At 66.2% G+C, this 24,790-nt stretch carries 28 protein-coding genes and 1 riboswitch; of the genes, 13 read left to right on the top strand and 15 right to left on the bottom strand.

All coding sequences use genetic code 11. The features are described 5' to 3' along the window. The first annotated feature begins 41 nt into the window (after positions 1-41). The gene (gene lnt / locus ISX93_RS12660) at positions 42-1,586 is read left to right on the top strand and encodes an apolipoprotein N-acyltransferase (protein WP_195779096.1); all 1,545 of its coding nucleotides are present in this window, start codon (positions 42-44) and stop codon (positions 1,584-1,586) included. Here lnt and ISX93_RS12655 read toward each other — a convergent pair. Beyond that, on the bottom strand, positions 1,546-2,301 hold the full coding sequence (locus tag ISX93_RS12655) for a YdcF family protein (RefSeq protein WP_195779095.1): 756 nt from the start codon (positions 2,299-2,301) through the stop codon (positions 1,546-1,548). The genes lnt and ISX93_RS12655 overlap by 41 nt on opposite strands. 29 nt (positions 2,302-2,330) lie before the next feature. Next, positions 2,331-2,765: a hypothetical protein gene (locus ISX93_RS12650; protein ID WP_195779094.1), complete on the bottom strand. Its 435-nt coding sequence runs from the start codon at positions 2,763-2,765 to the stop codon at positions 2,331-2,333. A gap of 195 nt (positions 2,766-2,960) precedes the next feature. Between ISX93_RS12650 and leuS the strand changes: the two genes are divergently transcribed. From leuS to ISX93_RS12630, 4 genes are read left to right on the top strand one after another with little or no spacing between them, the layout of a single operon-like run. Next, entirely contained in the window at positions 2,961-5,567 is a 2,607-nt protein-coding gene (gene leuS, locus ISX93_RS12645; protein ID WP_195779093.1) for a leucine--tRNA ligase, read from the top strand. Between the two features lie 50 nt (positions 5,568-5,617). Further along, the gene (locus ISX93_RS12640) at positions 5,618-6,247 is read left to right on the top strand and encodes an LPS-assembly lipoprotein LptE (RefSeq protein ID WP_195779092.1); all 630 of its coding nucleotides are present in this window, start codon (positions 5,618-5,620) and stop codon (positions 6,245-6,247) included. Between the two features lie 42 nt (positions 6,248-6,289). Next, positions 6,290-7,324, top strand: coding sequence for a DNA polymerase III subunit delta (gene holA / locus ISX93_RS12635; protein ID WP_195779091.1), 1,035 nt, complete (start codon positions 6,290-6,292; stop codon positions 7,322-7,324). Between the two features lie 4 nt (positions 7,325-7,328). Beyond that, entirely contained in the window at positions 7,329-8,630 is a 1,302-nt protein-coding gene (locus ISX93_RS12630) for a lytic murein transglycosylase (protein WP_195779090.1), read from the top strand. 120 nt (positions 8,631-8,750) lie between these two features. Here the strand turns inward: ISX93_RS12630 and ISX93_RS12625 are convergent, their stop codons facing one another. The 13 genes from ISX93_RS12625 to nrdR form a co-directional block, all read right to left on the bottom strand. Continuing rightward, positions 8,751-9,563, bottom strand: coding sequence for a cobalamin-binding protein (locus tag ISX93_RS12625; RefSeq protein WP_195779089.1), 813 nt, complete (start codon positions 9,561-9,563; stop codon positions 8,751-8,753). A gap of 5 nt (positions 9,564-9,568) precedes the next feature. After that, positions 9,569-9,988, bottom strand: coding sequence for an MFS transporter (locus tag ISX93_RS12620; RefSeq protein WP_195779088.1), 420 nt, complete (start codon positions 9,986-9,988; stop codon positions 9,569-9,571). Then, complete coding sequence (gene ribA, locus ISX93_RS12615) at positions 9,985-10,602, bottom strand: GTP cyclohydrolase II (RefSeq protein ID WP_195779087.1); 618 nt, start codon at positions 10,600-10,602, stop codon at positions 9,985-9,987. Before ribA ends, ISX93_RS12620 begins: the two co-directional genes overlap by 4 nt. Before the next feature lie 102 nt (positions 10,603-10,704). Next, positions 10,705-11,355, bottom strand: coding sequence for a retropepsin-like aspartic protease family protein (locus ISX93_RS12610; RefSeq protein WP_195779086.1), 651 nt, complete (start codon positions 11,353-11,355; stop codon positions 10,705-10,707). 69 nt (positions 11,356-11,424) lie between these two features. Further along, positions 11,425-12,186: a substrate-binding periplasmic protein gene (locus ISX93_RS12605; protein WP_195779085.1), complete on the bottom strand. Its 762-nt coding sequence runs from the start codon at positions 12,184-12,186 to the stop codon at positions 11,425-11,427. A gap of 18 nt (positions 12,187-12,204) precedes the next feature. Continuing rightward, positions 12,205-12,690 (bottom strand): phosphatidylglycerophosphatase A family protein, encoded by a 486-nt coding sequence (locus tag ISX93_RS12600; protein ID WP_195779084.1) that lies wholly within the window; start codon positions 12,688-12,690, stop codon positions 12,205-12,207. Then, positions 12,683-13,651, bottom strand: coding sequence for a thiamine-phosphate kinase (thiL, locus tag ISX93_RS12595; protein WP_195779239.1), 969 nt, complete (start codon positions 13,649-13,651; stop codon positions 12,683-12,685). Before thiL ends, ISX93_RS12600 begins: the two co-directional genes overlap by 8 nt. A gap of 130 nt (positions 13,652-13,781) precedes the next feature. Then, a complete protein-coding gene (nusB, locus tag ISX93_RS12590; RefSeq protein ID WP_195779083.1) occupies positions 13,782-14,273 on the bottom strand; it encodes a transcription antitermination factor NusB in 492 nt (163 codons plus the stop codon). Continuing rightward, a complete protein-coding gene (gene ribH / locus ISX93_RS12585) occupies positions 14,270-14,746 on the bottom strand; it encodes a 6,7-dimethyl-8-ribityllumazine synthase (protein WP_195779082.1) in 477 nt (158 codons plus the stop codon). Before ribH ends, nusB begins: the two co-directional genes overlap by 4 nt. Before the next feature lie 86 nt (positions 14,747-14,832). Continuing rightward, positions 14,833-15,927, bottom strand: a complete 1,095-nt coding sequence (ribBA, locus tag ISX93_RS12580; protein WP_195779081.1) for a bifunctional 3,4-dihydroxy-2-butanone-4-phosphate synthase/GTP cyclohydrolase II — start codon at positions 15,925-15,927, stop codon at positions 14,833-14,835. An 11-nt stretch (positions 15,928-15,938) separates the two neighbouring features. Further along, positions 15,939-16,601 (bottom strand): riboflavin synthase, encoded by a 663-nt coding sequence (locus tag ISX93_RS12575; RefSeq protein ID WP_195779080.1) that lies wholly within the window; start codon positions 16,599-16,601, stop codon positions 15,939-15,941. A gap of 117 nt (positions 16,602-16,718) precedes the next feature. Beyond that, a riboswitch (FMN riboswitch) is annotated at positions 16,719-16,880 on the bottom strand. A 90-nt stretch (positions 16,881-16,970) separates the two neighbouring features. Further along, positions 16,971-18,086 (bottom strand): bifunctional diaminohydroxyphosphoribosylaminopyrimidine deaminase/5-amino-6-(5-phosphoribosylamino)uracil reductase RibD, encoded by a 1,116-nt coding sequence (ribD, locus tag ISX93_RS12570; RefSeq protein WP_195779079.1) that lies wholly within the window; start codon positions 18,084-18,086, stop codon positions 16,971-16,973. Next, positions 18,083-18,547 (bottom strand): transcriptional regulator NrdR, encoded by a 465-nt coding sequence (nrdR, locus tag ISX93_RS12565; RefSeq protein WP_195779078.1) that lies wholly within the window; start codon positions 18,545-18,547, stop codon positions 18,083-18,085. Before nrdR ends, ribD begins: the two co-directional genes overlap by 4 nt. 117 nt (positions 18,548-18,664) lie before the next feature. On the opposite strand from nrdR, the gene ISX93_RS12560 reads away from it, so the two are divergent. The 8 genes from ISX93_RS12560 (at position 18,665) to ISX93_RS12525 (ending at position 24,785) form a co-directional block, all read left to right on the top strand. After that, entirely contained in the window at positions 18,665-19,099 is a 435-nt protein-coding gene (locus ISX93_RS12560) for a YbaY family lipoprotein (RefSeq protein WP_195779077.1), read from the top strand. Then, positions 19,096-19,749: a class I SAM-dependent methyltransferase gene (locus ISX93_RS12555; RefSeq protein ID WP_195779076.1), complete on the top strand. Its 654-nt coding sequence runs from the start codon at positions 19,096-19,098 to the stop codon at positions 19,747-19,749. The genes ISX93_RS12560 and ISX93_RS12555 overlap by 4 nt, the downstream gene beginning before the upstream one ends. 75 nt (positions 19,750-19,824) lie before the next feature. Further along, on the top strand, positions 19,825-20,697 hold the full coding sequence (gene trxA, locus ISX93_RS12550) for a thioredoxin (RefSeq protein WP_195779075.1): 873 nt from the start codon (positions 19,825-19,827) through the stop codon (positions 20,695-20,697). Between the two features lie 105 nt (positions 20,698-20,802). Then, positions 20,803-21,357 carry a DUF2796 domain-containing protein gene (locus ISX93_RS12545; RefSeq protein WP_195779074.1) on the top strand — a complete coding sequence of 185 codons (555 nt, stop codon included), beginning with the start codon at positions 20,803-20,805 and terminating at the stop codon, positions 21,355-21,357. Positions 21,358-21,468: 111 nt separating this feature from the next. Beyond that, the gene (locus ISX93_RS12540) at positions 21,469-22,176 is read left to right on the top strand and encodes an ABC transporter ATP-binding protein (protein WP_195779073.1); all 708 of its coding nucleotides are present in this window, start codon (positions 21,469-21,471) and stop codon (positions 22,174-22,176) included. Between the two features lies 1 nt (position 22,177). Then, complete coding sequence (locus ISX93_RS12535) at positions 22,178-23,440, top strand: ABC transporter permease (protein ID WP_195779072.1); 1,263 nt, start codon at positions 22,178-22,180, stop codon at positions 23,438-23,440. Positions 23,441-23,448: 8 nt separating this feature from the next. Further along, entirely contained in the window at positions 23,449-23,970 is a 522-nt protein-coding gene (locus tag ISX93_RS12530; protein WP_195779071.1) for a DUF3299 domain-containing protein, read from the top strand. 116 nt (positions 23,971-24,086) lie between these two features. After that, positions 24,087-24,785, top strand: a complete 699-nt coding sequence (locus ISX93_RS12525) for an OmpW family outer membrane protein (RefSeq protein WP_195779070.1) — start codon at positions 24,087-24,089, stop codon at positions 24,783-24,785. Positions 24,786-24,790: the final 5 nt, after the last annotated feature.

The following is a 24,790-nucleotide window of genomic DNA, read 5'->3' as shown; positions in this document are numbered from 1 at the left end:
GCGGGCTGGCCCGGCCAAACCGACCTCTCCAAGGATTTCCAATGCAGTGGATTACCAGACCCGGCTGGCCGGGCAACCTGCTGGCGCTGGCTGCCGGCGCGCTCACCCCGCTGAGCATGGCCCCGTTCGACTACTGGCCGCTGGCCCTGCTGTCGCTCGGCCTGTTCTACCTGGGCCTGCGTGAACTGGCGCCGAAGGCCGCCCTGTGGCGCGGCTGGTGCTATGGCTTCGGCCTGTTCGGCGCCGGTACCAGCTGGATCTACGTCAGCATCAATGTCTATGGCAATGCTTCGCCGCTGCTGGCGGGCTTTCTCATGCTGCTGTTCAGCGCGGCCGTGGCGCTGTTCTTCGCCCTGCCGGCCTGGCTGTGGAGCCGCTGGCTGCGCAACGGCCGCGGGCCGGGCGATGCGCTGGCCTTCGGCGCCCTGTGGGTGGCACAGGAGGCTTTTCGCGGCTGGTTCCTCACCGGCTTTCCCTGGCTGTATGCCGGCTACAGCCAGCTGGACGGCCCGCTCGCCGGGCTGGCCCCGCTGGGCGGGGTCTGGCTGATCGGCTTCGTGCTGGCCGGCAGCGCCGCGCTGCTGGTCAATCTGCCGCGCGTGCGCACCCGGCCGCGCGCCTTCAGCGCCAGCCTGCTCGTTCTCCTGCTGTTCTGGGCCGGCGGCTGGAGCCTGCAGCAGCACAGCTGGACCACGCCAGCCGGCCCGGCCCTGTCGGTGGCGGCGATCCAGGGCAATGTCGAGCAGAACATGAAATGGGACCCGGCACAGCTCAATGCGCAACTGGCGCTGTACCGCGACCTGAGCATCGGCGCCCGGCGGGTCGACCTGATCGTCTGGCCGGAAACCGCCGTCCCGGTACTCAAGGACTATGCCAGCGACTACCTGGCCGGCATGGCCGGCTTCGCCCGCAGCCGCAACAGCGCACTGCTCACCGGAATACCGGTGCGCGAAGTCGATAGCGCCGGCAACAAGCGCTACTACAACGCCATCACCGTGGCCGGCCAGGGCGACGGCACCTACCTCAAGCAGAAGCTGGTGCCCTTCGGCGAATACGTGCCGCTGCAGGACCTGCTGCGCGGATTGATCGCCTTCTTCGACCTGCCCATGTCCGATTTCGCCCGCGGCCCGGCCGACCAGCCATTGCTGCAGGCCCGCGGATACCAGATCGCCCCCTACATCTGCTACGAAGTGGTCTATCCGGAATTTGCCGCCGGCCTGGCCGCCCGCAGCCAACTGCTGCTGACGGTGAGCAACGACGCCTGGTTCGGCCGCTCGATCGGCCCGCTGCAGCACCTGCAGATGGCGCAGATGCGTGCGCTGGAAGCCGGCCGCTGGATGATTCGCGCCACCAACACCGGGGTGACCGCGCTGATCGACCCGTTTGGCCAGATCAGTACCCGCCTGGCGCAATTCGAGCAGGGCGTGCTGTATGGCGAAGTCCTGCCGATGCAGGGCCTGACGCCCTACCTGCGCTGGCGCAGCTGGCCGCTACTGCTGCTCTGCGCCGTGCTGCTGCTGACGGCGGCGCGGGGCCGCAAGGCTTCTAGAGCAGCCGATAAGCCAGCTGGCCGAGCGCCTCGTTGAGCAGCAGGCTGCTCTGCCAGAAGGCCCGCGCCTCGGGCAGCCAGCCGCCCAGCGGGCGGCCATTGGGCACGCCCAGATAACCGAAGGGGGCGGGCAGCACCTGCAGTCCGACCTGCTCGAAACTCCGGCGCGCCCGCGGCATGTGCCAGGCCTGGGTCACCAGCACCACGCGGCTGATACCTTCGGCCTGCAGCAGCCGCGCCACTTCCCGGGCATTTTCTGCGGTGGTGCGGCTCCGCCCTTCCTGCCAGCGCACCACCAAGCCGTAGTCACGCTGCAGCACCTGTGCCAGCAGGGCGGCCTCGCTGGGCGGCGCGCCGAAATGCAGGCCGCCGGAAGTCAGCAGCGGCAAGTCGCTGGCCCTGGCCAGGCGTGCCGCATAGCGCAGGCGTTCCAGCGACAGCAGGCTGGGCTGCTCGCCGCCCCAGGCCGGATCGGCCATTTCCCGCCCGCCGCCAAGCACCACGATGACCTGTGCCCGCTCCGCCAGCTGCGCCCAGCCCGATGCGACCAGCGGCGGCTCCTGCTCCAGGGCGCGCGCCGTCCACTCGACAGCTACCGGCAGGCTCATCAGCCAGAGTCCCGCCAGACCGCCGATAAAGCAGCCGCGTGCCAGGCCCGGATAGCGCCGGCGCAGCACCCAGCCGGCCAGCAGCAGGAGCAGCAGGCCGGAAGGCGGCAAGAGTAATTGCTTGAAGATGTAACGCAGGGGCATTGGCCACCTCCCCACAGGAGGCCGCCAGACTAGCGGGGATTGCCTGCCCGGAACAACTGCGAGCCGCAGGTCTTGCAGGCTTGTGCGCCTTTGCCGTACTTCCAGTCGGCCAGGCTGCCGCACAGGGCACAGCTCAGTGGCTGGCGTTTCCTGGCCAGTAGCGGCCGGCGCACGCTGGTCTTGAGCGGCTGTCGGCCCTCGGCCGGCGGGCGCAGCGAACGCGGCTCCGCCTGCGCCAACTCCTCGGCCGCCGCATGCCAGCCGCGCAACCACGGCAGGTCACGCTCGGTGTAGGCGCGGATCAACTCCAGCTCGGCGCGGCTCAGGCCGCTGAGTTCCAGCTCGACCGGGGGCTCGCGGTGCAAGTGGCTGGCCGTATCCACCTCTTCCAGTGCCAACGCCAAGCGCTGCAGCAGGTGCCCATAAGGCCCTGTCTCCGCTGCGTCCAGCCTTGATCGCCGCATCCCGCACCCCCAGTTGCATTCGCCATGACTCTTTTCTGAAGCGTAGTCGCCAGCGCGGGCATACCAATGCCTCGCGACCAACGGCGGCCACCATTCGTCGCAGACAATCAGGGTTTCCCCCGGGCAGGGGCGCTCATGTATGCTACGGCGCTTCCCGCAAGCCATTATTCCCAGCAAGAATCCCAGCAAACCGCCATGCACGAACAGTATCAACCCCGCGAAATCGAAGCCGCCGCGCAGTCCCTGTGGGACGCGCAGAAATCCTTTGTCGTCAGCGAGCAGCCGGGCAAGGACACCTTCTATTGCCTGTCGATGTTCCCTTACCCGAGCGGCAAGCTGCACATGGGCCATGTGCGCAACTACACCATCGGTGACGTGATCGCCCGCTACCAGCGCATGCAGGGCAAGAACGTACTGCAGCCAATGGGTTGGGACGCCTTCGGCATGCCGGCGGAAAACGCCGCGATGAAAAACAACGTCGCGCCGGCCAAGTGGACCTACGAGAACATCGACTACATGAAGAGCCAGCTGAAAAGCCTGGGCCTGGCAGTCGACTGGACACGTGAAGTCACCACCTGCAAGCCGGACTACTACCGCTGGGAACAATGGCTGTTCACCCGCCTGTTCCAGAAGGGTGTGATCTACCGCAAGAACGGCAGCGTCAACTGGGATCCGGTGGACCAGACCGTACTGGCCAACGAACAGGTGATCGACGGCCGGGGCTGGCGCTCCGGCGCGCTGGTCGAGAAACGCGACATCCCCATGTACTACTTCAAGATCACCGCCTATGCGGATGAACTCCTGAGCGGTCTGGACGACCTGGACGGCTGGCCGGAACAGGTCAAGACCATGCAGCGCAACTGGATCGGCAAGTCGCGCGGCATGGAAATCAGCTTCCCCTACGACGAGGCCAGCATCGGCAGCGCAGGGGTGATGAAGGTTTTCACCACCCGCCCGGACACCCTGATGGGTGCCACTTACGTCGCCGTGGCGGCCGAACACCCGCTGGCCACCCTGGCCGCGCAAGATAATGCCGAACTGCAGGCCTTCATAGACGAATGCAAGCGTGGCGGCGTGGCGGAAGCCGACATTGCCACTCAAGAAAAGAAAGGCGTGGCCACCGCTTTGCGCGTGCAGCACCCGCTGACCGGCGAACTGCTGCCAGTCTGGGTCGCCAACTACGTGCTGATGAACTACGGCGAAGGCGCGGTGATGGCTGTGCCGGCCCACGACGAACGCGACTTCGAGTTCGCCAGCAAGTACGGCCTGCCGATCAAAACCGTGGTGCGCACCAGCGCTGGCGATGAAACTCCAGCCCCGTGGCTGGACGCCTATGGCGAGCATGGCCAGCTGATCAACTCGGGGGATTTCGACGGCCTGGATTTCGACGGCGCCTTCGATGCCATCGAAGTAGCGTTGCAGAAGAAGTCCCTCGGTCAGGCACGCACCCAGTTCCGTCTGCGCGACTGGGGCATCAGCCGCCAGCGCTACTGGGGCTGCCCGATCCCGATCATCCACTGCGATAGCTGTGGCGATGTGCCGGTGCCGGAAGACCAGTTGCCCGTCGTGCTGCCCGAAGACGTGGTGCCGGATGGCGCCGGTTCGCCGCTCGCGCGCATGCCCGAGTTCTACCAGTGCCAGTGTCCGAAATGCGGTGCCGACGCCAAACGCGAAACCGACACCATGGACACCTTTGTGGAAAGTTCCTGGTACTACGCCCGCTACGCCTCGCCGCACTACACGCAAGGTCTGGTCGACCCGGCTGCGGCCAACCACTGGCTGCCGGTGGACCAGTACATCGGCGGTATCGAACACGCCATCCTGCACCTGCTGTACGCGCGCTTCTTCCACAAGCTGATGCGCGACGAAGGCCTGGTGTCATCGAATGAGCCGTTCAAGAACCTGCTGACCCAGGGCATGGTGATTGCCGACACCTACTACCGCACCCTGGAAAACGGTGGCAAGGACTGGTTCAACCCGGCCGACGTCGAAGTCGAGCTGGATGCCAAGGCCAAGGTGATCGGCGCCAAACTGAAGTCCGACGGCCTGCCGGTGGAAATCGGCGGCACCGAGAAGATGTCCAAGTCGAAGAACAACGGTGTCGACCCGCAAGCGATGATCGATGCCTACGGCGCCGACACCTGCCGCCTGTTCATGATGTTCGCCTCGCCGCCCGACATGAGCTTGGAATGGTCCGACTCCGGCGTCGAGGGTGCCAGCCGCTTCCTGCGCCGCGTCTGGCGCCTGGCCCACAGCCATGTCAGCGCCGGCCTGCCGGGCGCTCTGGGCAAGCACGCCCTGAACGACGGGCAGAAGGCCGTGCGCCGCGCCATCCACCTGGCGATCAGGCAGGCCAGCCAGGATATCGGCCAGCACCACAAGTTCAACACCGCCATCGCCCAGGTGATGACCCTGATGAACGTGCTGGAGAAGGCTCCGCAGGACAGCCCGCTGGATCGCAGCCTGCTGCAGGAAGGCCTGCAGACCGTGGCCCTGCTGCTGGCGCCGATCACCCCGCATATCAGCCACGCCATCTGGCTGCAGCTGGGCCATAACGACGCCATCATCGATGCCCACTGGCCGCAGGTCGACGAATCCGCCCTGCTGCAGGACAGCCTGACCCTGGTGATCCAGGTCAACGGCAAACTGCGCGGCCAGATCGAAGTGCCGGCCAGCGCCAGTCGCGAAGCCATCGAAGCCGCGGCACGCAGCAACGAGAACGTACAGCGCTTTACCGAAGGCCTGAGCATCCGCAAGGTCATCGTGGTGCCGGGTAAACTGGTCAACATAGTCGCAAGCTGATTGAACCGGGCGCCTAACCCGCGCACCGCAGCTTTCCAGGGAGAACACACATGATGAAACGCAACCTGCTGCTCCTCGGCCTGAGCGCCCTGATCTCGGCCTGCGGCTTCCAGCTGCGCGGCACTGGCGACATGCAGTTCGGTCTTACCGAACTGGGCCTGAGTGCGCGCAATGCCTATGGCCAGACCGTACAGCTGACCCGCAAGGGCCTGGAAAGCAACGGCGTGCAGGTTACCGATACGGCGCCCTATACGCTGGCACTGACCCGCGAACAGCAATTCTCGCGCACGGTCAGCTTCACCTCCAAAGCGCAGGGCGCCGAAACCGAGCTGACCAAGACGCTGGAGTACGCCATCCTCGGCAAGAACCGGCAACCGCTGCTGAGCAACCAGCTGGAAATCCAGCGCACCTACGTAACCGACGAGAACAACATCGCCGGCGCCAGCGAAAGCCGAATTCAACTGGACAATGAGATGACTGCCGCCATGGTGCAGCAGTTGCTGACCCGCGTGCAGATGCTCACCCCGGCGCAGCTGGATGCGCTGCAAGCCAAGGCGGACGCCCGCGCCCAGGCCGAGGCGGACGCGCTGGAAGCCGCGCGCAAGGCCGATGCAGCCCTGCAACAGCAGCAATCGCCGATCGAACTGCCGCAGATTCCCCTGCAACTTCCGGCCGAATAAGCCGCCCGGGGCCGCCCGCGAGGCCCCGCAGACCTGCCGCCAATGAAGCTCAACAGCGCACAACTGACCAAGCACCTTCAGGGCAACCTGGCTGCAGTCTATGCGGTCAGCGGTGACGACCCGCTGCTCTGCCAGGAAGCCTGCGACGCCATTCGCCAGAGTGCGCGCAGCAAAGGCTTCAGCGAACGCCAGGTGTTGCAGGTCGATGCCAGCTTCGACTGGAACCTGCTCTACCAGGCTGGCGCCAGCCTGTCGCTGTTCGCCGAGCAGCGCCTGCTGGAGCTGCGCATCCCCGGCGGCAAGCCGGGGGACAAGGGGGCCGCCGCACTGCTCGACTACCTGGCCCGCCCCGCCGCAGACACCCTGCTGCTGATCAGCCTGCCGAAACTGGATGGCAGCGCACAGAAGACCAAGTGGGCCAAGGCCCTGATCGACGGCGGCGATTGCCAGTTCGTGCAGATCTGGCCTGTGGAAACCAGCCAGCTGCCGCAGTGGATTCGCCAGCGTCTGGCCCAGGCAGGGCTGAATGCCAGCCAGGCGGCCGTCGAACTGATCGCCGAGCGGGTCCAGGGCAACCTGCTGGCTGCCGCCCAGGAGATCGAGAAGCTCAGGCTGGTGGCGGACGGCCAGCAGATCGACGTTGCCCAGGTCCTGGCTGCCGTCGCCGACAGCGCGCGTTTCGATGTCTTCGGCCTGCTCGACGCCACCCTCAACGGTGCCGCCACCCAGGCCCTGCGCATGCTCGAAGGCCTGCGCGGGGAAGGCGAGGAGCCGCTGTTCATTTGCGCCATGCTGGCCCGCGAGATCCGCCTGCTGGCCGGGCTGGCCCTGCAAGTCAGCCAGGGCACGGCGCTGGAGCGCGCCTTTGCTGCGGCCCGGCCGCCGGTCTGGGACAAGCGCAAGCCGCTGCTCGGCAAAGCCCTGCAACGCCACACGGCCCGGCAGCTCAACCACCTGCTGCTGGATGCCCAGCAAATCGATGCGCAGATCAAGGGCCAGGCGCCCGGCGATCCGTGGAACAGCCTGGCGCGACTGTGCCTGAAGCTGGCCGGGCAGCGCCTACCCCTGGAGGCATGAACCCATGCAGCAACGCCATACTTTCAACCGCTCCGCCCGCACCCTGCTGGCCAGCCTGGCCCTGCTGTGCAGCGCCTGTGCCGAACAGCCGGCCAATCCCGCGGCCGCAGCCAGTCCGCCAGCCATGGCGGTCAGCAGCCAACCCCCCAGCCAACCGGCGGCAGCGCCGCAGCCCCAGCCGGCCTTGAGCTTTGCCGAGTGGCGCAGCCAGTTGCGCAGCGAGGCGCTGGCCCAGGGCATCAGCGCGCAGACCTTCGACCAGGCCTTTGCCGGCATCACGCCAGATCCCTCGGTGCTGCGCGCGGACAGCAGCCAGCCGGAGTTCGCCCGGCCGGTCTGGGAATACCTGGCTGGCGCTACCTCGCCAGTTCGGGTGCGCAACGGCCAGGCAAAGCTGGCGCAGGAACAGGCCAGCCTGGCCGCGATTCACCGCCAGTTCGGCGTGGACGCGGCCTACCTGGTGGCAGTCTGGGGCATGGAGAGCAGCTATGGCCAGTTCATGGGCGAGCAATCGGTGATTCGTTCGCTGGCCACCCTGGCCTATTCCGGCCGTCGCCAGCAATTCGCCCGCAGCCAGTTGCTGGCGGCGCTGAACATCCTGCAACGGGGCGACATCAGTGCCGCCCGCATGCGTGGCTCCTGGGCTGGCGCCATGGGCCAGACCCAGTTCATCCCCACTACCTACAACAGCCATGCCGTGGATTTCGATGGCGATGGCCGGCGCGACATCTGGAACTCGTCGGCGGACGCACTGGCTTCCGCGGCCCACTACCTGGGTGCTTCAGGCTGGCAGAGCGGCCAGCCCTGGGGCCTGGAAGTCCGGCTCGAGCACAACTTCGACTACGCCCTGGCCGACCCCGACAACCGCCGGCCGCTGCGCGAGTGGCAGCACCTGGGCGTGCAGGTCAGCGACGTGGCGGGCCTGCCGGGCGATGCCCAGGCCGCACTGCTCCTGCCAGCCGGTTATCGTGGCCCGGCATTCCTGGTGTTCGACAACTTTCGCGCCATCCTCAAGTACAACAACTCGACGGCCTACGCGCTGGCGGTTGGCTTGCTCGGTGACCGGCTGCTGGGCAAGGCTCCGCTACAAGCCGCCTGGCCGCTGGACGAGCCGATGCTCGGGCGCAGCCAGCGCATTGCCCTGCAGCAAGCACTCAGCGAGCAGGGCTACGATCCGGGACCGGCCGACGGCATCATCGGCGCCAACACCCGCAAGGCAGTGCGCGCCTTCCAGCAGGCCCAGGGCTGGCCGGCCGACGGCTACCCGACCATCAAGTTGCTGCAGCAGTTGCAACCCGCACCATAACCATCCGGAGCTGCCGACCCACAGGCTGGCTTGAATTCCGCGAAGCGCGGCATGCCGGCGCATTTGCCGCCTCCAGGCAGAAGGTTATCCAGCGCGCAGGGGGTCCGGGGCGTAGCTGTTTCAGCGCGCCTGCTGCAGCTGCCGGCAGAGCTTCTCCACGGCATCCAGCATCTGCAGGCTCGGCCGCTCCAGCCCCGCATCCGGGATCGTCCACACCTGCTGGCGCTGCACCGCAGCGAGTTGCGGCCAGGCCTGCCAGGCGGCCGCCTGTTGCGGCGTGCTGAGCAGGATCACCGCCGGGTTCGCCTGCAGCACCGCCTCCACGCTGACTTGCGGCGCCGGCAGGTCCAGCCCGGCAAACACGTTCCGCGCGCCACACACCTGCAGCGCATCGCTGATGATCTGCCGGCCGCCGAGGGTATACAGCGGGCGCTCCCAGACCTGATAGAACACCCGCAGCGACGGCTGGCGCCGGTACTGCTGGCGCAGGGCCTGCACGCGGCGGGCGAACTGCGCGCCGAGGCGCTGGCCCTGCTCGGCGCGGCCGACCCGCTCACCCAGCGCCACCAAGGCCGCGCCCAGATCCGCCAGGCTGCGCGGCGCCATCTCGAACAGCGGAATACCCAGGCGCTGCAACTGCCGCCGGCGCTCCCCGCTCAGGCTGTCCGACCACGCCAGCAGCAGGTCGGGCTGCAGATTGAGCAGGGTTTCCAGTTCCAGCTGGTCATGGCGGCCAACCGCCGGCAGCTGCGCCAGGACTGCCGGGCGCGCAGCTCCGTCGACCACCCCGACCAGCTGATCGGCAGCCCCCAGTTCGAGCATCATCTCGGTGAGCGAGGGGGCCAGCGAGACCACCCGCTCGGCAGCGCCGGCCAGGGGCAGACAGAGCAACCAGCACGCCACCGGCAGCAGACCGCTGAGCAGCCGGCGCATGCGTGTCAGCCCAGTTGCGGGGGAATGCGGTACAGGCTGCAGATCACCACGCTGGCCAGCGCCAGCAGGATCAGCGCCACGGCATTGAGGCCGCCGAGCAGGGCCAGCGCCGCGATCCACGCCGGCAGCGCCGCAGCCAGCAGGCCACGGCGGCGGACCCGGGCCAGGTTCAGCCAGGCGTCGGGCTCGGCGGGGCTGTCGAGCGAGGCCTGGGTGGCGACCAGTTGGCGCTTGTAGTGGCCGAACGGGCGCAGGCTGACAAACATCGACAGCAGGCCGGCAATGAACAGCGGCATGTGCAGCGCCGGCCAGCCTGGCGTGGCGGCGCCGAAGAACAGGCCGAGCAGGCTCAGCGGCGCCAGTGCGGCGGCCAGCAACAGCCACCACTCCAGCGCCAGGCGACGGCGCAGGCTGCCGCGGGTCACGGTTGCTCGACCTCGCCCTGGTGCAGGGAGCCGAGCAGATGGCCGAGCTTGCCGGCCTTGGTCGCCAGATACAGCTTGTTGTGCGGATTGCTGCCAACCTGCAGCGGCACGCGCTTGCTCACCTGCACGCCGAACCCCTGCAGGGCCTTGACCTTGCGCGGATTGTTGGTCATCAGCTTGATTGTGGCGATGCCCAGATGCGCGAGCATCGGCTGGCAGATCGAATAGTCGCGCTGATCGGCGCCGAAACCCAGTCGCTCGTTGGCTTCCACCGTGTCCGCGCCGCCATCCTGCAGCTCATAGGCGCGGATCTTGTTCAGCAGGCCGATGCCCCGGCCTTCCTGGCGCAGATAAAGCAGGACCCCGCGACCCTCCTTGGCGATGGCACGCATCGCCGCCTCCAGCTGGAAGCCGCAATCGCAGCGCAGACTGAACAGCGCATCGCCGGTCAGGCACTCGGAATGCATGCGTCCGAGGACCGGCTGGCCATCGGCCACATCGCCCAGGGTCAGTGCCACGTGTTCCTTGCCCGTGGCCTCGTCGAGGAAGCCATGCAGGGTGAACACGCAGAACGGCGTAGGCAGCTGGGATGCAGCAACAAACACGACAGACACCGGAAAACTCCTGCACGGGCAAAGGCGCGCATTGTAACAGCTGGCCAGCGCGCCCGGTCAGCCTGAATATCCGGGCATCAGCCGCCGGCTGCGGCAGCCGGGTCAGTACTTGGCCTCGAGCTGCAGCATGCCCTGCTCTTCACGCCAGCGCACCCGGTTGAGAAAACTCATGCCCAGCAGCACCTCGGTCGGCGCCTCGCCCTCGAGCACGGCGGCGTCGACACCGAGAACCTCTATGGCACCGACCTTCACGCTGCCCAGCTTGACCCGCCAGGCCTGCGCCGTGCCACTGGCGGTGTTGACCACCACCGGCTGGCCGACGATCCGGTAATCGATGCCCAGGCGGCGTGCCGCAGCCTCGTTCATCGCGACCGCGGTGGCCCCGGTATCCACCAGGAACTGCATGCTGGTGCCGCTGATCGAGCCGGCCACCCAGTAGTGGCCGCCCAGCCCTTTGGCGATGCTGACCTTGGCCGGCGCGGCCGCCTGGCCACTGGTGGCGCTGTAGTCGCGGCTGAGGGTATAGCGGCTTTCCACGCCTTCGACGCGCAGCACCGCACTGCGACTGTCGGCGCTGATCAGCTGCACGCCGGCGGGGCCGCTCTGCCCGACCTTGAGCAGTTTGCGCTGGCCGTCGACGCTGATCACCGCCGCCCCGGGGAATAGCCCGACCACCTGTACCTGCGGTGCCGCCTGGCCCTGCGGGTGGAGAGCAAGCAGGCAAATGGCCATAAAAATTTGAAAACGAGCCATGAAAGTGTCGCAACTCCTTGTCGAAGGATACGCCCGCTGGCACTGATTACCGGCCGCCGTGGCCCGGTTTCAGTGCAGCGCTGGCTGACCCTCAGCGGCATCGAACGGATAGGGTTTGTTCCAGCCGGCAAAAATCGCCCGCAGCTGGCCACTGTTGACCAGTTCGCTCATGCGCTGATCGAACAGGGCGGCGAACGCACGCCCACGGGCATTCGGCGCAAAGCCCATGTACAGCGGCAGGCTGGTTAGCCTGGTGACGCGAAATGCCGACTGGTCAGCCGCTTTGGCCAGGACACCGTCAATTTCCTCGACGGCATCGATATAGAAGTCCGCCCGCCGGTTCTGCAGCATTTCCAGCACCACCTCCCGGCGCTGGATTTCGCTGTAGATACTGACGTTGGCCAAATGGTCCTGGTAGTCATAGCCACGCATCCAGAACAGGCGGAACCGGCCAATGCTTGCGGCGTCCGGTTGCGGGCTGGCGGCCAGCCCCAGGGCAAATACCTGATCGGTATCATAATGCCAGCGGGGATAGATCACCCCGGACACCTCATCCTGGTAGGAGCCCAGCCAGACATCCGCCTTGCCCCGCTGAACCAGGCCGATGGCCCGCGTATAGGGCATGGCTTCGGTCCGCACCCTGACGCCAGCCGGCTGGAAAATCTTGCGCAGCAGTTCCCAGCCCAGGCCGCTGCCATCGGCATTGGTATAGCCTTCCCAGGCCTCGCTGACCGCCAGGATTTCCGCCGGCAGCGGATCCTCCGCCGCGCGCGCAGGCAGCGCAGCGAATATCCCGCAAAGCAGCACGCTGATCACCAGGCCAACTCGCATCGGAATCTCCCGCCTCATTCAGCCCAGGTAATAGAGCAACCCATGCATGGCCAGCCAGGCAAACACTCCGGCCAGCACATCGTCGAGCATGATCCCCAGCCCGCCATGCACATGCCGATCAATCCAGCGGATCGGCCACGGCTTGAGAATATCCATAAAACGGAACACCACAAACCCCAGCAACAGCCATTGCCAGCCTGCCGGCACCAGCCAGAGCGTAATCCACATGCCGACGATTTCGTCCCAGACGATGCCCTCATGGTCCTGCACACCAAGGTCTTCCGCGACCCGGCCGCACAGCCAGAAGCCGAACAGCATGCTCACGCCGAGCACCAGCCAGTAACCCCAGCCCGGCAGCAGTTGCAGCAGCGGGATGAACGGCAGGGCCACCAGCGACCCCCAGGTGCCGGGCGCCTTGGGCAGCGTCCCGGAGCCGAAGCCGAATGCCAGAAAATGCCAGGGGTCACGCCATACCGATGGCGGGGACCGGCGCGAATCAACCATGGATGCTCCCGAAGTGCTGGTAACCGTTGTGCGGTGGATTGATCAATTGGCCTGCGGCATCTGTCAGCTGTACACCCGCGCCGGGCAAAATGCGACCGATAACCCTCACCTCCGGCCAGGCGGCCTGCACCGTGGCCAGTTCGCCGGGCGGCAGGCTGAAGACCAGGCGATAGTCGTCACCGCCGCTCAGCGCACACTCCAGCGCGCGTTGATCACCGAGCAAGGCCCGGCCCGGGGCGGACAAGGGCAGACGTGCCAGCTCGATATGCACGGCCACCCCCGACGCCGACGCCAGGTGGCCACAGTCGGCCAGCAGGCCGTCGGAGATGTCCAGTGCGGCGCCGGCCTTGCCGCGCAGGGCCTGGCCCAGCGCCAGCTGCGGCTGCGGCGTCCAGTAGCGCGCCAGCAGCGGCTCGGCCAGCGCTGGCGCGGCACTCAGCTGCCCCAGCACCAGCGGCAGGGCGGCCGCCGCATCGCCCAGCACACCGCCGACACACAGCAACTCGCCCGCCCGCGCACCGCTGCGGGTCAGCGCCTGCCCGGCCGGTACCCGGCCGAACACGCTGAAGGTCATGCTCAGCGGCCCGCGGGTGGTATCGCCCCCGACCAGCGCCAGCCCGCAGGCGCGCGCCATCACGTCCAGGCCACGGGCAAATGCCTGCAGCCAGGCTGGTTCAGCCTGTGGCAGGGTCAGGGCGAGGGTAAAACCCAGCGGGGTGGCACCCATCGCCGCCAGGTCGCTGGCGGCTGCGGCGAGACCGCGCTGGGCCAGCAGAAAGGCATCCGCACCTTCTGGAAAGTGCACGCCGGCCAGCAAGGTGTCGGTGGAAACCGCCAGCTGCTCGCCGGCTGGCAGCGCCAGCAGGGCGCAGTCATCGCCGATACCCTGCACCACGCCAGGGGCGGCCTGTGCGCAGCCGGCAGCGGCAAAGAAACGGCGGATCAGCTCGAACTCACCCATGAAAATGCCTTCGTAGAGCGGGTTAGCCATGCTGCGGCGCAACCCGCCATGGATGTCGCCAGACATCCCCACGGCCGCCCCTGCGGGCCGGTCGGCGGGTTACGGCCTGCGGAGACACGCCCAGCCAGCTTCAGCGCTTGGCGCCGCGCAACTCGGCTTCGCGCAAGCGCGGTGCCAGCTTGTCCAGCACGCCGTTGACGAACTTGTGCCCGTCGGTGGCGCCGTAGACCTTGGCCAGCTCGATGCCTTCGTTGATCACCACCCGGTAAGGTACATCCACACGGTTGCGCAGCTCGAAGGCGGACAGGCGCAGGATCGCCAGCTCGACCGGATCCAGCTCGTCCAGCGGGCGATCCAGGCACGGCACCAGCAGCTCGTCCAGCTCGGTCTTCAGGCTTGGCACGCCATGCAGCAGTTCGCGGAAGTAGGCACCATCGACGGTGGCGAAATCATTGTCGACGCGAAACTGCGCTTCGATTTCGTTGATCGACTGGCCGGCCATGTGCCACTGATACAGCGCTTGCATCGCCAGGCTGCGGGCCTTGCGGCGGGTTGCAGTGCGGCCCTTGGCCGGCTTGGCGTCCGGCTCGGGCGGATTGTCGAGATCGCTGTTAAAGCTCACTTGGCCTCCAGGGCGGCCAGCAGGCTGACCATTTCCAGGGCGGAAAGCGCCGCTTCGGCGCCCTTGTTGCCGGCCTTGGTGCCGGAACGCTCGATGGCCTGTTCGATCGAATCGACGGTCAGCACGCCAAAGGCCACCGGCACGCCGAACTCCATGGACACCTGGGCCAGGCCCTTGGTGCATTCGCCGGCGACGTATTCGAAGTGCGGGGTCCCGCCACGGATCACGGCACCGAGGGCGATGATCGCGGCGAACTCGCTGCGCTGGGCGACTTTCTGCGCCACCAGCGGAATCTCGAAGGCGCCGGGGGCGCGGATCAGGGTGATGTCGCTTTCGCTCACGCCATGGCGAACCAGGGCGTCAACTGCGCCACTGACCAGGCTTTCGACGACAAAGCTGTTGAAACGGCCTACCACGAGGGCGAATTTGCCCTTGGGGGCGATGAAGGTACCTTCGATGGTCTTCAGGGTCATGTGACGAGTCTCAGTCTGTGTAAAGAGCCGGGACACCTGCTGGCATCCCTGTGGATCGATGTTGAGCCGGGCCCTGGCGGGCCGCCTTACTCAGCGGGCAGGTATTCTACTACCTCCAGATCAAAACCGGATATCGCATTGAACTTCATCGGCGAACTCATCAGGCGCATCTTGCGCACGCCGAGGTCGCGCAAGATCTGCGAACCGGCGCCCACCGTGCTGTACGTCGCCGGTGTGGCCTGCTTGTTGTCCTGGCCCAGCTGGCGATCCAGATGCGCCAGCAACTCCGGCCCGTTGATCGGATTGCCCAGCAGCAGCACCACGCCACTGCCGGCTTTCGCCACCGCCGCCATGGCCGCGCGCAGACTCCAGCGCCCCGGCTGGTTGACCATGAACAAGTCGCGCAGCACATCCATGTTGTGTACCCGCACCAGGATCGGCTGTTCCGCGCAGATGCTGCCCAGGGTCAGGGCCATGTGCACGTTGTCGTCCAGCGCATCGCGGTAGGTCACCAGCTGGAACTGGCCCAGCTCGCTGTCCAGGCTCTGCTCGCTGACCCGCTGCACGGTGCGTTCGTGGATCAGCCGGTAGTGGATCAGGTCGGCGATGGTGCCGATCTTCAGCCCGTGCTCGGCGGCAAACACTTCCAGTTCCGGGCGTCGGGCCATGCTGCCGTCATCGTTCATGATCTCGCAGATCACCCCGGACGGCTCGAAGCCGGCCATCCGCGCCAGATCGCAGGCCGCCTCGGTGTGCCCGGCACGCACCAGCACGCCACCGGGCTGGGCCATCAGCGGGAACACATGGCCCGGGCTGACGATGTCGTCGGCCACCACATTCTTCGCCACGGCAGCCTGCACGGTGCGCGCGCGGTCGGCGGCGGAAATGCCGGTGGTCACGCCCTCGGCGGCCTCGATGGAAACGGTGAACTTGGTGCCGAAGCCGGAGCCGTTGCGCGGCGCCATCAGCGGCAGCTTGAGCAGCTCGCAACGCTCGCGGCTCATCGGCATGCAGATCAGGCCACGCGCGTGCTTGGCCATGAAGTTGATGTGTTCGGCCTGCACGCATTCGGAGGCGATGATGATATCGCCTTCGTTTTCGCGGTCTTCGTCATCCATCAGGATGACCATCTTGCCGGCGCGGATATCGGCGATCAGTTCTGCTGCGGTATTCAGAGCCATGGAGCGATTCCTCAATTCTTCAGGTAGCCGTGCTCGGCCAGAAAGCGTTCATCCAGGCCGGAGGACTTGCCGTCCGCCGCCTTGTCGCCGAGTAGCAGGCGCTCGAGATAGCGCGCCAGCAGGTCGACCTCGAGGTTGACCAGGCGTCCCGGCCGGTAGTCGGCCATGATGGTTTCGCCCAGGGTGTGCGGCACGATGGTCAGCTCGAACTCGGCGCCGTTCACGCCGTTTACCGTCAGGCTGGTGCCGTCCACGGTGATCGAGCCCTTCAGCGCGATGTAGCGGGCCAGCTCGCGCGGGGCGCGGATGCGGAACTGCACGGCGCGGGCATTTTCTTCCCGCACCACGACCTCGCCGACGCCATCGACATGCCCGCTGACCAGGTGACCACCGAGGCGGCTGGTCGGCGTCAGGGCCTTTTCCAGGTTGACCCGGCTGCCGAGCTTCAGCTCGCTGAAGGCACTGCAAGCCAGGGTCTCGCGGCTGACGTCGGCCCAGAAGCCGTCGCCGGGCAGTTCTACCGCAGTCAGGCACACGCCATTCACGGCAATGCTGTCGCCGAGCTTCACATCGCCGAGGTCGAGCTTGCCGGTAGCCACGTGCACGCGCACATCACCGCCCTTGGGGCTGAGTGCGCGGATGTTGCCGATGGCTTCGATTATGCCGGTGAACATGGCTGCTCCCGGTCAAGGATTCGGTAAATGTGCATGGTCGAACTCCTGTTTTGGTTAAAAACAGGGCTGGATCGAAAGGGATGCGCACGGGCGCGCGCAGCGCGCCCGACAAGGCTATCCCGCTCTCTCTTTATCCGGACTCTAACCGTCGGCTCCGGAATCACACCGGCTCTGCTGACCTTGCCCGCATGCAGAAGACTGCCGGCAAGCGCTCGCGGGCTACCCGCATTGCGCAGGATTACCGCCGGTGGGGAATTTCACCCCGCCCTGAGAACGTTGCAGCCACACCCGGCTGCGGCGGGCATTCTAACCCTATTTGCCAGGCCGGTGCAGGGCCAGGCAGTCTGCCGCAGGTTCGCTGCGCGCGGCTCAAGCCGGCACGGGTACGGCGATAATCCGCCAGTCATCGCCGACGGCGCGCATCTCGACGATTTTCAGCTGTGGCGTCTCCGCCATGCGTCCCAGCGGCCAGTCCAGCAGCGGCCGCGCACTGGAGCCGAGAAACTTGGCGGCGACGAACAGCTGATACTCATCCACCAACCCGGCCCGGGCAAAAGCCCCGGCCAGCCGCGGTCCGGCTTCGACCAGCACTTCATTGGCACCGCGCGCGGCGAGCTCCAGCAGCAACTTGTGCAGGTCAACGTGGCCATTATTGCCTGGGATCGCCAGCAGCTCATGACCGTCATCGAGAAACCGCTCGCGTGCCGCAGCCGCCGCGCAGGTCGCCACCAGCACCTTGCCGGCCTGGTAGAAGGGTGCCTCCAGCGGCACCCGCAAGCGCCCGTCGACCAGCACCCGCAGCGGCGGGCGGGTCATGGCCAGGGCGCTGAGCTCGGCATTCAGGCCCAGCTCCTCGGGGCGCACGGTCAGCCGCGCACCATCGCTCAGCACACTGTCGGCGCCACTGAGCACCACACTGGCGCTGGCGCGCAGGCGCTGTACCGCGGAACGCGCTGCCGGGCCGGTAATCCACTGGCTTTCGCCGCTGGCCATGGCCGTGCGGCCGTCCAGACTCATCGCCAGCTTGACCCGCACGAAGGGCAAGCCGCACTCCATGCGCTTGATGAAGCCGGCGTTGAGGCTGCGCGCCTCGCCTTCGAGCATGCCGGACTGCACCTCGATACCGGCCTGGGCTAGGCGCAGCAGGCCGCTGCCGGCCACCTGCGGATTGGGGTCCTGGATGGCCGCCACCACCCGGCCAACCTGCGCGGCGATCAGCGCATCGGCACAGGGCGGGGTGCGCCCGTGATGGCTGCAGGGTTCCAGCGTCACGTAAACCGTCGCGCCCCTGGCCAGTTGGCCGGCCTGACGCAACGCATAGACCTCGGCATGCGGCTCGCCGGCGCGCGCATGCCAGCCCTCGCCGACGATCTGCCCGTCACGCACGATGACACAACCGACCCGCGGATTGGGATGCGCGGAGTACAGCCCCTTGCGCGCCAGCTGCAGCGCGCGGGCCATGTAGGCCTGGTCGGCCTGGATCATGGCTTGGCCGGCTCGCGGGACAGGCGGTCGATTTCTTCGCGGAACTCGTTGAGATCCTGGAAACGCCGGTACACCGAGGCAAACCGGATATAGGCGACTTCATCGAGTTTCTGCAGCTCAACCATCACCAGCTCGCCAAGCACCCGGGACTTGATCTCGCGTTCGCCGGTGGCGCGCAGCTGGTGCTTGATATGCGCGATCGCCTCCTCCAAGCGCTCGATGCTCACCGGGCGCTTCTCCAGCGCCCGCTGCATGCCGGCACGCAGCTTGTCTTCGTCGAACGGCTGGCGGCTGCCGTCGGACTTGATCAGCCGCGGCATGACCAGTTCGGCGGTCTCGAAGGTGGTGAAGCGCTCCTCGCAGGCCATGCATTCACGCCGCCGGCGCACCTGATCGCCTTCGGCAACCAGGCGCGAATCGATAACCTTGGTGTCATGGGCACCACAGAAGGGACAATGCATGGCGGTTTACTGCTGAGGGCGGGAGCTCATGGTAGAGCGCATCACGCAGGCAAGACAAGCCAGCGACTTTGCGCTATACAGGCGCGGGTTTCGCCCATCTGCCTGCAGGAATTGCCCATGCGCCTCGTGCCCCTGATCCTCCTCAGCTGCCTGCTGCCCGGCTGTTCGTCCGCGCCCGCGCCTGCGGCGCCAATGCCCGCACCCGCAGTCGCCACGCTAGCGGTCGCCCCACCTGCCGCTGTTACGCGCTTCCAGCTGAGCGGCTCCCTGCTGACGCCACCGGCCGGCAGCGTGGTCGAACTGGCGCTGCTGCTGGTCGACGCGAAAGGCCGGCCGCAGGCACTGCTGGCCAGCAGCACGCTGACCGGCACCGGGCAGCCCTTGCCGTTTACCCTGGGTTTTTCCCACGACACCCTGCCGGCCGACCTGCGCCCGCAATTGCGCGCCCGCGTCAGCCTGTCCGGCCAACTGGTGCAGCGCCTGCCGGGCCAGCCCCTGGCCTCGCTGCAGAGCAGCCATCTGGGCGCGCTGCAGCTGGTCAGGGCGCCATGACCGCGCCGCCCAGCCTGAGCCTGCCACTTCGGCAGCTGCTCGGTGACGCGCGCCTGAGCGCACAGCATCTGCCGGGTACCGACCTGCAGCTCTGGCTGATCGACATCGACAACATGGACCGCGCCTTCGACCCGGACGAAACCCGGCGCATTCTTGCCGCGCCGCCCTACTGGTGTTTCTGCTGGGCCAGCGGGCTGGCACTGGCGCGCTGGATTGCCGACCAACCGCAGCAGGTCCGCGGCCTGCGCGTGCTCGACTTCGGCGCCGGCTCCGGGGTGGTTGCCATTGCCGCGGCCAAGGCCGGCGCAGCGGAAGTGGTGGCTTGCGACCTCGATCCGCTGGCGCTGGCGGCCTGCCGGGCGAATGCCGAACTGAACCGGGTCACGCTCGGCTACAGCGCCGACTTCTTCGCCGAAGAGGATCGCTTCGATCTGATCATCGTCGCCGACGTGCTGTATGACCGCGCCAACCTGCCGCTGCTCGACCAGTTTCTCAGCCGTGGCCGCGCCGCGCTGGTGGCCGACTCGCGGGTCCGCGATTTCCAGCATCCGCTGTACACCCGGCTGCAGATGCTGCATGCCAGAACCTGGCCGGACCTTGGCGAGCCGGCCGAATTTCGCCACGTCAGCCTGTACCAGGCGCGGCGCTGAAACCGCCGCCGACTTGTATCCAGCCGGCGGCGCCCGCATTTATAGTCGCAACGATTGCGCACAACGAGACCTCACATGAGCGACTGCCCTTACATTTTCGACATCTCCGGTAGCGCCAGCTTCGAACAGCTGGTCATCGAGAACTCCTTCCACAAGCCGGTACTGGTGGATTTCTGGGCCGACTGGTGCGCCCCGTGCAAGGCGCTGATGCCGCTGCTGGCGCAGATTACCGAGGGTTATCGCGGCGAGCTGCTGTTGGCCAAGGTCAACTGTGACATCGAACAGGACATCGTCATGCGCTTCGGCATTCGCAGCCTGCCGACCGTGGTGCTGTTCAAGAATGGCCAGCCGGTGGACGGCTTTTCCGGCGCGCAGCCGGAATCGGCGATTCGCGCCCTGCTGCAGCCGCATGTGGCCGAGCCACCGCCGGTGGCCGCCGACCCGCTGGAAAGCGCCCGGGCACTGTTCGGCGAAGGCCGTATCGGTGACGCCGAGCGCGTGCTGAAAGACTGCCTCAGCGAAGACAACGAAAACGCGGCGGCGCTGATCCTGTATGCCCGCTGCCTGGCCGAACGCGGCGCGCTGGGTGAAGCCGAGACCGTGCTGCATGCGGTCAAGGGCGATGCGCACAAGCCAGAGCTGGCGGCAGCCCGCGCGCAACTGACCTTCCTGCGCCAGGTCAACAGCCTGCCGGAAGCTGCCTTGCTCAAGTCGCGCCTGGCGCAGAACGGCGAAGATGACGAGGCCGCCTATCAGCTGGCGATTCACCAGCTGGCCCGCCAGCAATACGAGCCGGCGCTGGACGCCCTGCTGCGCCTGTTCGTGCGCAACCGCAGCTATGCCGACGGCCTGCCGCACAAGACCCTGTTGCAGGTATTCGACCTGCTGGGCAACGCGCATCCGCTGGTGACCAGCTACCGGCGCAAGCTGTACCAGGCCATCTACTGAGGAAGCTAGCGAATTCCGCCACTGGCCCGGCGGGAACGGACAGCGTCCGCTTGCCCGCCCTTCGCCAACTTGTTACAACATAACAAATCAATCGCGGAGGCTCTCATGCGCACCCTTCTCCTCGCCCTGCCTTTAACCCTGCTGCCCCTGGCGGCGGCAGTGGCTGACGACCACCAGCACGGCAGCCTGGACAAACACCAGCATGGCGTTGCCAGCCTCAACCTGGCACTGGACGGCAACACGCTGGAGATTGAGCTGGAAAGTCCGGCGATGAACATCCTCGGCTTTGAGCACGCGCCCAGCAGCCCAGCAGATCTGGCCAGCGTTGCGGCGGCACGCGCTGTTCTGGAGCAGCCGCTGCAACTGTTCAGCCTGCCGCCAGGCGCCGCCTGCACAGTGCACAAGGTCGAGGTCGAGAGCCCGCTGTTCGGCCATGCGGAACATGACGGGGGGCCCGCCACTGTGGAAGGGCTGGCTCATAACGATATTGCTGCCGACTACGCCCTGACCTGCAGCGCGCCCGAGGCCCTGACCTCGATCAGCCTGGCGCCACTGTTCAGGCAATTCCCGGGGACCACGGCCATCGTCGTGCAGCTGATCGGTCCGAGCGGCCAGAAAGGTGCCGAACTGAGCGCAGACTCGCCGGCCATCGACTTCTGACACCAACCTACACTGCCGAAGCGCGTGCGCCTCGAGCGCCCTGCTGAATCCCGCCGACAAGCCAGGCAATCCTCCCTATGCTGTCGGCATCTACCCGCCCCCTGGATCACCATGTCGCCAGCCCTGATCGAAATTACCAACCTGGGTTTTACCTGGCCGGGCCAGCCCGAGTTGCTGGACATCCCCGCCTTCACCCTGAAGCGCGGCGCCAGCCTGTTTCTCAAGGGCCCGAGCGGCAGCGGCAAGACCACCCTGCTCGGCCTGCTGAGCGGTGTACAGCAACCCAGCCGCGGCAGCGTAAAACTGCTGGGCACCGAACTGGGCAAACTGTCAGCCAGCGCGCGCGACCGCTTCCGGGTTGACCACACCGGCTACATCTTCCAGCAGTTCAACCTGCTGCCCTTCCTGCCGGTACTGGAAAACGTCGCGCTGCCCTGCCGTTTTTCTGCCAGCCGCGCCCAGCGGGCGAGCCAGCGCCACGGCAGTGTCGAGCAGGCTGCCACTGTGCTGCTGGCACACCTGGGGATTCGTCACGAGCTGCTGCAACGCCGTGCCGACGCACTCTCCATCGGCCAACAGCAGCGCGTGGCCGCGGCGCGTGCGCTGATTGGCCAACCGGAACTGGTGATTGCCGATGAACCAACCTCGGCACTCGACGCTGACAGCCGCGAGACCTTCCTCCAGCTGCTGTTCGCCGAATGCCGCGAGGCCGGTGCCAGCCTGCTGTTCGTCAGCCATGACCAGAGCCTGGCCCCGCTGTTCGATCACAGCCTGTCGCTGAGCGACCTGAACCGCGCCAGCCGCGCGCCGGAGCAATGACATGTTCCTCTTGCGCCTGGCCCTGGCGAGCCTGAACAACCGCCGCTTCACCACCTTGCTTACCGCACTGGCGATCGCCCTCTCCGTGTGCCTGCTGCTGGCCGTTGAGCGCGTCAGAACCGAAGCCCGCAGCAGTTTCGCCAGCACCATCAGCGGCACCGACCTGATCGTCGGAGCACGCTCTGGCTCGGTCAATCTGCTGCTCTATTCGGTCTTTCGCATTGGCAATGCCACCAACAATATTCGCTGGAGCAGTTTTGAATGGCTGGCGGATAACCCCAAGGTGAAATGGGCGATCCCGATTTCGCTCGGCGACTCTCACCGTGGCTACCGGGTCATGGGCACGGATACCGGCTATTTCGAACACTACCAATATGGCCGCGGCCAAGCCCTGCAACTGGCACAGGGCAAACCTTTCGCAGACCTGTTCGACGTGGTACTGGGCGCCGAAGTAGCGGCAGCACTGAACTACCAGCTGGGGCAGGAGCTGGTGCTGGCGCATGGTGTCAGCGAGGTCAGCCTGAGCAAGCATGACGACAAGCCGTTTCGCGTCAGCGGCATTCTGGCGCGCACCGGCACGCCGGTTGACCGCACCCTGCATATTTCCCTGGCCGGCATGCACGCCCTGCATGTCGACTGGCAGAACGGCATGCCGGCACAGGGCGCAGGGCGCGTCAGTGCCGAACAGGCGCGCGCCATGGGCCTGCAGCCGACAGCCATCACCGCAGTACTGCTGGGGCTGAACAGCAAGGTTGCCACCTTTGCCGTGCAACGGCAGATCAACGAGTTCAGCGGCGAGCCGCTGCAAGCGATCCTGCCCGGGGTTGCCTTGCAGGAACTCTGGAGCCTGATGGGCACCGCGGAAAAGGCGCTGTTCGTGGTCTCGCTGTTTGTGGTGCTGACGGGCCTGATCGGCATGCTCACGGCGATCCTCACCAGCCTCAACGAGCGCCGCCGCGAGATGGCCATCCTGCGCTCGGTCGGCGCCCGCCCCTGGCATATCGCCAGCCTGCTGGTGCTGGAGGCTTTCAGCCTGGCACTGGCGGGAATTCTGCTTGGCCTGTTGCTGCTGTACCTGGGCATCAGCGCCAGCCAGGGCTACGTGCAGGCCAACTACGGGCTCTACCTGCCGCTGCGGCTGCCGAGCAGCTATGAGTGGTCGCTGCTTGGCGCTATCCTTGCGGCCGCCTTGCTGATGGGTAGCCTGCCTGCCTGGCGCGCCTACCGTCAGTCGCTGTCCGATGGTCTTTCGATTCGCCTGTGAGGTTCTGTATGTTGCGCCGCCTGCTGATCTTGTTGCTTCTCTCCTCCAGCCCCCTGTGGGCAGCTGAGGTGCGCGAGCTGACCTGGAACGAAATGATTCCTGCCGATGCTGCGCCGCAGGAGATGCAGGGCGCGCCCATCCACGACCTGGCCAAGCTGGGCGATACCCTTTCGGCGGAGATGGCGCCAGCCGTTGCACAGCAATCCCCGGCCGCCCCGGTGGTAAAGGCTCTGGGCGGTCAGCGGGTCAAGCTGCCCGGCTATGTAGTCCCGCTGGAAGTCACCGATGACGGCAAGGTGACCGACTTCCTGCTGGTGCCGTTCTTCGGCGCCTGCATCCACGTACCACCACCGCCATCCAACCAGATCGTGCTGGTCAAATACCCGCAAGGCGTGCAACTGGATGCGCTCTACGAGCCGTTCTGGATTCAGGGCCCGCTTGAGGTCGAGGCGGCGAGCAGCGAACTGGCCGAAGCCGGTTACCAGATGACTGCCGAAGACGTATACCCCTACCAGCAGGCTGCCGAGTAAGTTCAACGGACCTGGCAGGGCAGATCAGATTCCATTGAGCTGGATCAAGAAGTACCCCGCTGAAGCATTTAGTATCATGTCTGCCAACATTATTAATGACCCATCGGGAGTTTCTCATGCGCAAGTCCATTTTCGCCGTCTCGCTGCTGGCTGCAGCACTGGTTTCGCCACTGGCTCATGCCTACAAGGAAGGCGATGTAATTGTTCGCGCCGGTGCGGCGACTGTTAGCCCTAATGACAGCAGTGGGAATATTTCTGTAAACGGCGCTGATCTGCCTGGTGGCGGTGATGTCACAGTCGGAAGTGACACTCAGCTCGGCCTGACTTTTGCGTTCATGCTGCAAGACCATTTGGGTCTTGAACTGCTGGCCGCCACACCCTTCACCCATGAAGTAAAAGTAAAAAATAGTACTTTCCTGGGAGGCCCATTAAACGGGAAGGTCGCGGATGTTTCGCACCTGCCGCCAACCCTGTCATTGCAGTACTACCCAATGGATCCGGCGTCCAAGTTTCAGCCCTATGCCGGCATTGGCGTGAACTACACCACCTTCTTCGACGAAGACCTGAGCTCGCAGTACGAAGCCTTGGGCTTTAGCAATCTGGAGCTGGATGACTCTTGGGGAGTTGCCGGCCAGCTGGGTATGGATTACCTGATAACCGACAATGTCCTGCTGAACGCTGCCGTCTGGTACATCGATATCGATACCACAGCCACCATGGATGGCCCTTCTGCCTTGGCTCCAGGCCTCAAGACCTCCGTTGACGTCACCATCGACCCATGGGTCTACATGGTCGGTGTCGGCTACAAGTTCTGATCGCC

The organism is Pseudomonas sp. N040, assembly GCF_015637705.1.
Classification (GTDB): Bacteria; Pseudomonadota; Gammaproteobacteria; order Pseudomonadales; family Pseudomonadaceae; genus Aquipseudomonas.
This window is presented reverse-complemented; position numbering and strand designations above follow the sequence as displayed.

Coding starts and splice junctions, on each gene's coding strand:
- lnt (WP_195779096.1), top strand. CDS start 42: ATGCAGTGGATTACCAGACCCGGCTGGCCGGGCAACCTGCTGGCGCTG.
- ISX93_RS12655 (WP_195779095.1), bottom strand. CDS start 2,301: ATGCCCCTGCGTTACATCTTCAAGCAATTACTCTTGCCGCCTTCCGGC.
- ISX93_RS12650 (WP_195779094.1), bottom strand. CDS start 2,765: ATGCGGCGATCAAGGCTGGACGCAGCGGAGACAGGGCCTTATGGGCAC.
- leuS (WP_195779093.1), top strand. CDS start 2,961: ATGCACGAACAGTATCAACCCCGCGAAATCGAAGCCGCCGCGCAGTCC.
- ISX93_RS12640 (WP_195779092.1), top strand. CDS start 5,618: ATGATGAAACGCAACCTGCTGCTCCTCGGCCTGAGCGCCCTGATCTCG.
- holA (WP_195779091.1), top strand. CDS start 6,290: ATGAAGCTCAACAGCGCACAACTGACCAAGCACCTTCAGGGCAACCTG.
- ISX93_RS12630 (WP_195779090.1), top strand. CDS start 7,329: ATGCAGCAACGCCATACTTTCAACCGCTCCGCCCGCACCCTGCTGGCC.
- ISX93_RS12625 (WP_195779089.1), bottom strand. CDS start 9,563: ATGCGCCGGCTGCTCAGCGGTCTGCTGCCGGTGGCGTGCTGGTTGCTC.
- ISX93_RS12610 (WP_195779086.1), bottom strand. CDS start 11,355: ATGGCTCGTTTTCAAATTTTTATGGCCATTTGCCTGCTTGCTCTCCAC.
- ISX93_RS12605 (WP_195779085.1), bottom strand. CDS start 12,186: ATGCGAGTTGGCCTGGTGATCAGCGTGCTGCTTTGCGGGATATTCGCT.
- ISX93_RS12600 (WP_195779084.1), bottom strand. CDS start 12,690: ATGGTTGATTCGCGCCGGTCCCCGCCATCGGTATGGCGTGACCCCTGG.
- thiL (WP_195779239.1), bottom strand. CDS start 13,651: ATGGGTGAGTTCGAGCTGATCCGCCGTTTCTTTGCCGCTGCCGGCTGC.
- ribH (WP_195779082.1), bottom strand. CDS start 14,746: ATGACCCTGAAGACCATCGAAGGTACCTTCATCGCCCCCAAGGGCAAA.
- ribBA (WP_195779081.1), bottom strand. CDS start 15,927: ATGGCTCTGAATACCGCAGCAGAACTGATCGCCGATATCCGCGCCGGC.
- ISX93_RS12575 (WP_195779080.1), bottom strand. CDS start 16,601: ATGTTCACCGGCATAATCGAAGCCATCGGCAACATCCGCGCACTCAGC.
- ribD (WP_195779079.1), bottom strand. CDS start 18,086: ATGATCCAGGCCGACCAGGCCTACATGGCCCGCGCGCTGCAGCTGGCG.
- nrdR (WP_195779078.1), bottom strand. CDS start 18,547: ATGCATTGTCCCTTCTGTGGTGCCCATGACACCAAGGTTATCGATTCG.
- ISX93_RS12560 (WP_195779077.1), top strand. CDS start 18,665: ATGCGCCTCGTGCCCCTGATCCTCCTCAGCTGCCTGCTGCCCGGCTGT.
- ISX93_RS12555 (WP_195779076.1), top strand. CDS start 19,096: ATGACCGCGCCGCCCAGCCTGAGCCTGCCACTTCGGCAGCTGCTCGGT.
- trxA (WP_195779075.1), top strand. CDS start 19,825: ATGAGCGACTGCCCTTACATTTTCGACATCTCCGGTAGCGCCAGCTTC.
- ISX93_RS12545 (WP_195779074.1), top strand. CDS start 20,803: ATGCGCACCCTTCTCCTCGCCCTGCCTTTAACCCTGCTGCCCCTGGCG.
- ISX93_RS12540 (WP_195779073.1), top strand. CDS start 21,469: ATGTCGCCAGCCCTGATCGAAATTACCAACCTGGGTTTTACCTGGCCG.
- ISX93_RS12535 (WP_195779072.1), top strand. CDS start 22,178: ATGTTCCTCTTGCGCCTGGCCCTGGCGAGCCTGAACAACCGCCGCTTC.
- ISX93_RS12530 (WP_195779071.1), top strand. CDS start 23,449: ATGTTGCGCCGCCTGCTGATCTTGTTGCTTCTCTCCTCCAGCCCCCTG.
- ISX93_RS12525 (WP_195779070.1), top strand. CDS start 24,087: ATGCGCAAGTCCATTTTCGCCGTCTCGCTGCTGGCTGCAGCACTGGTT.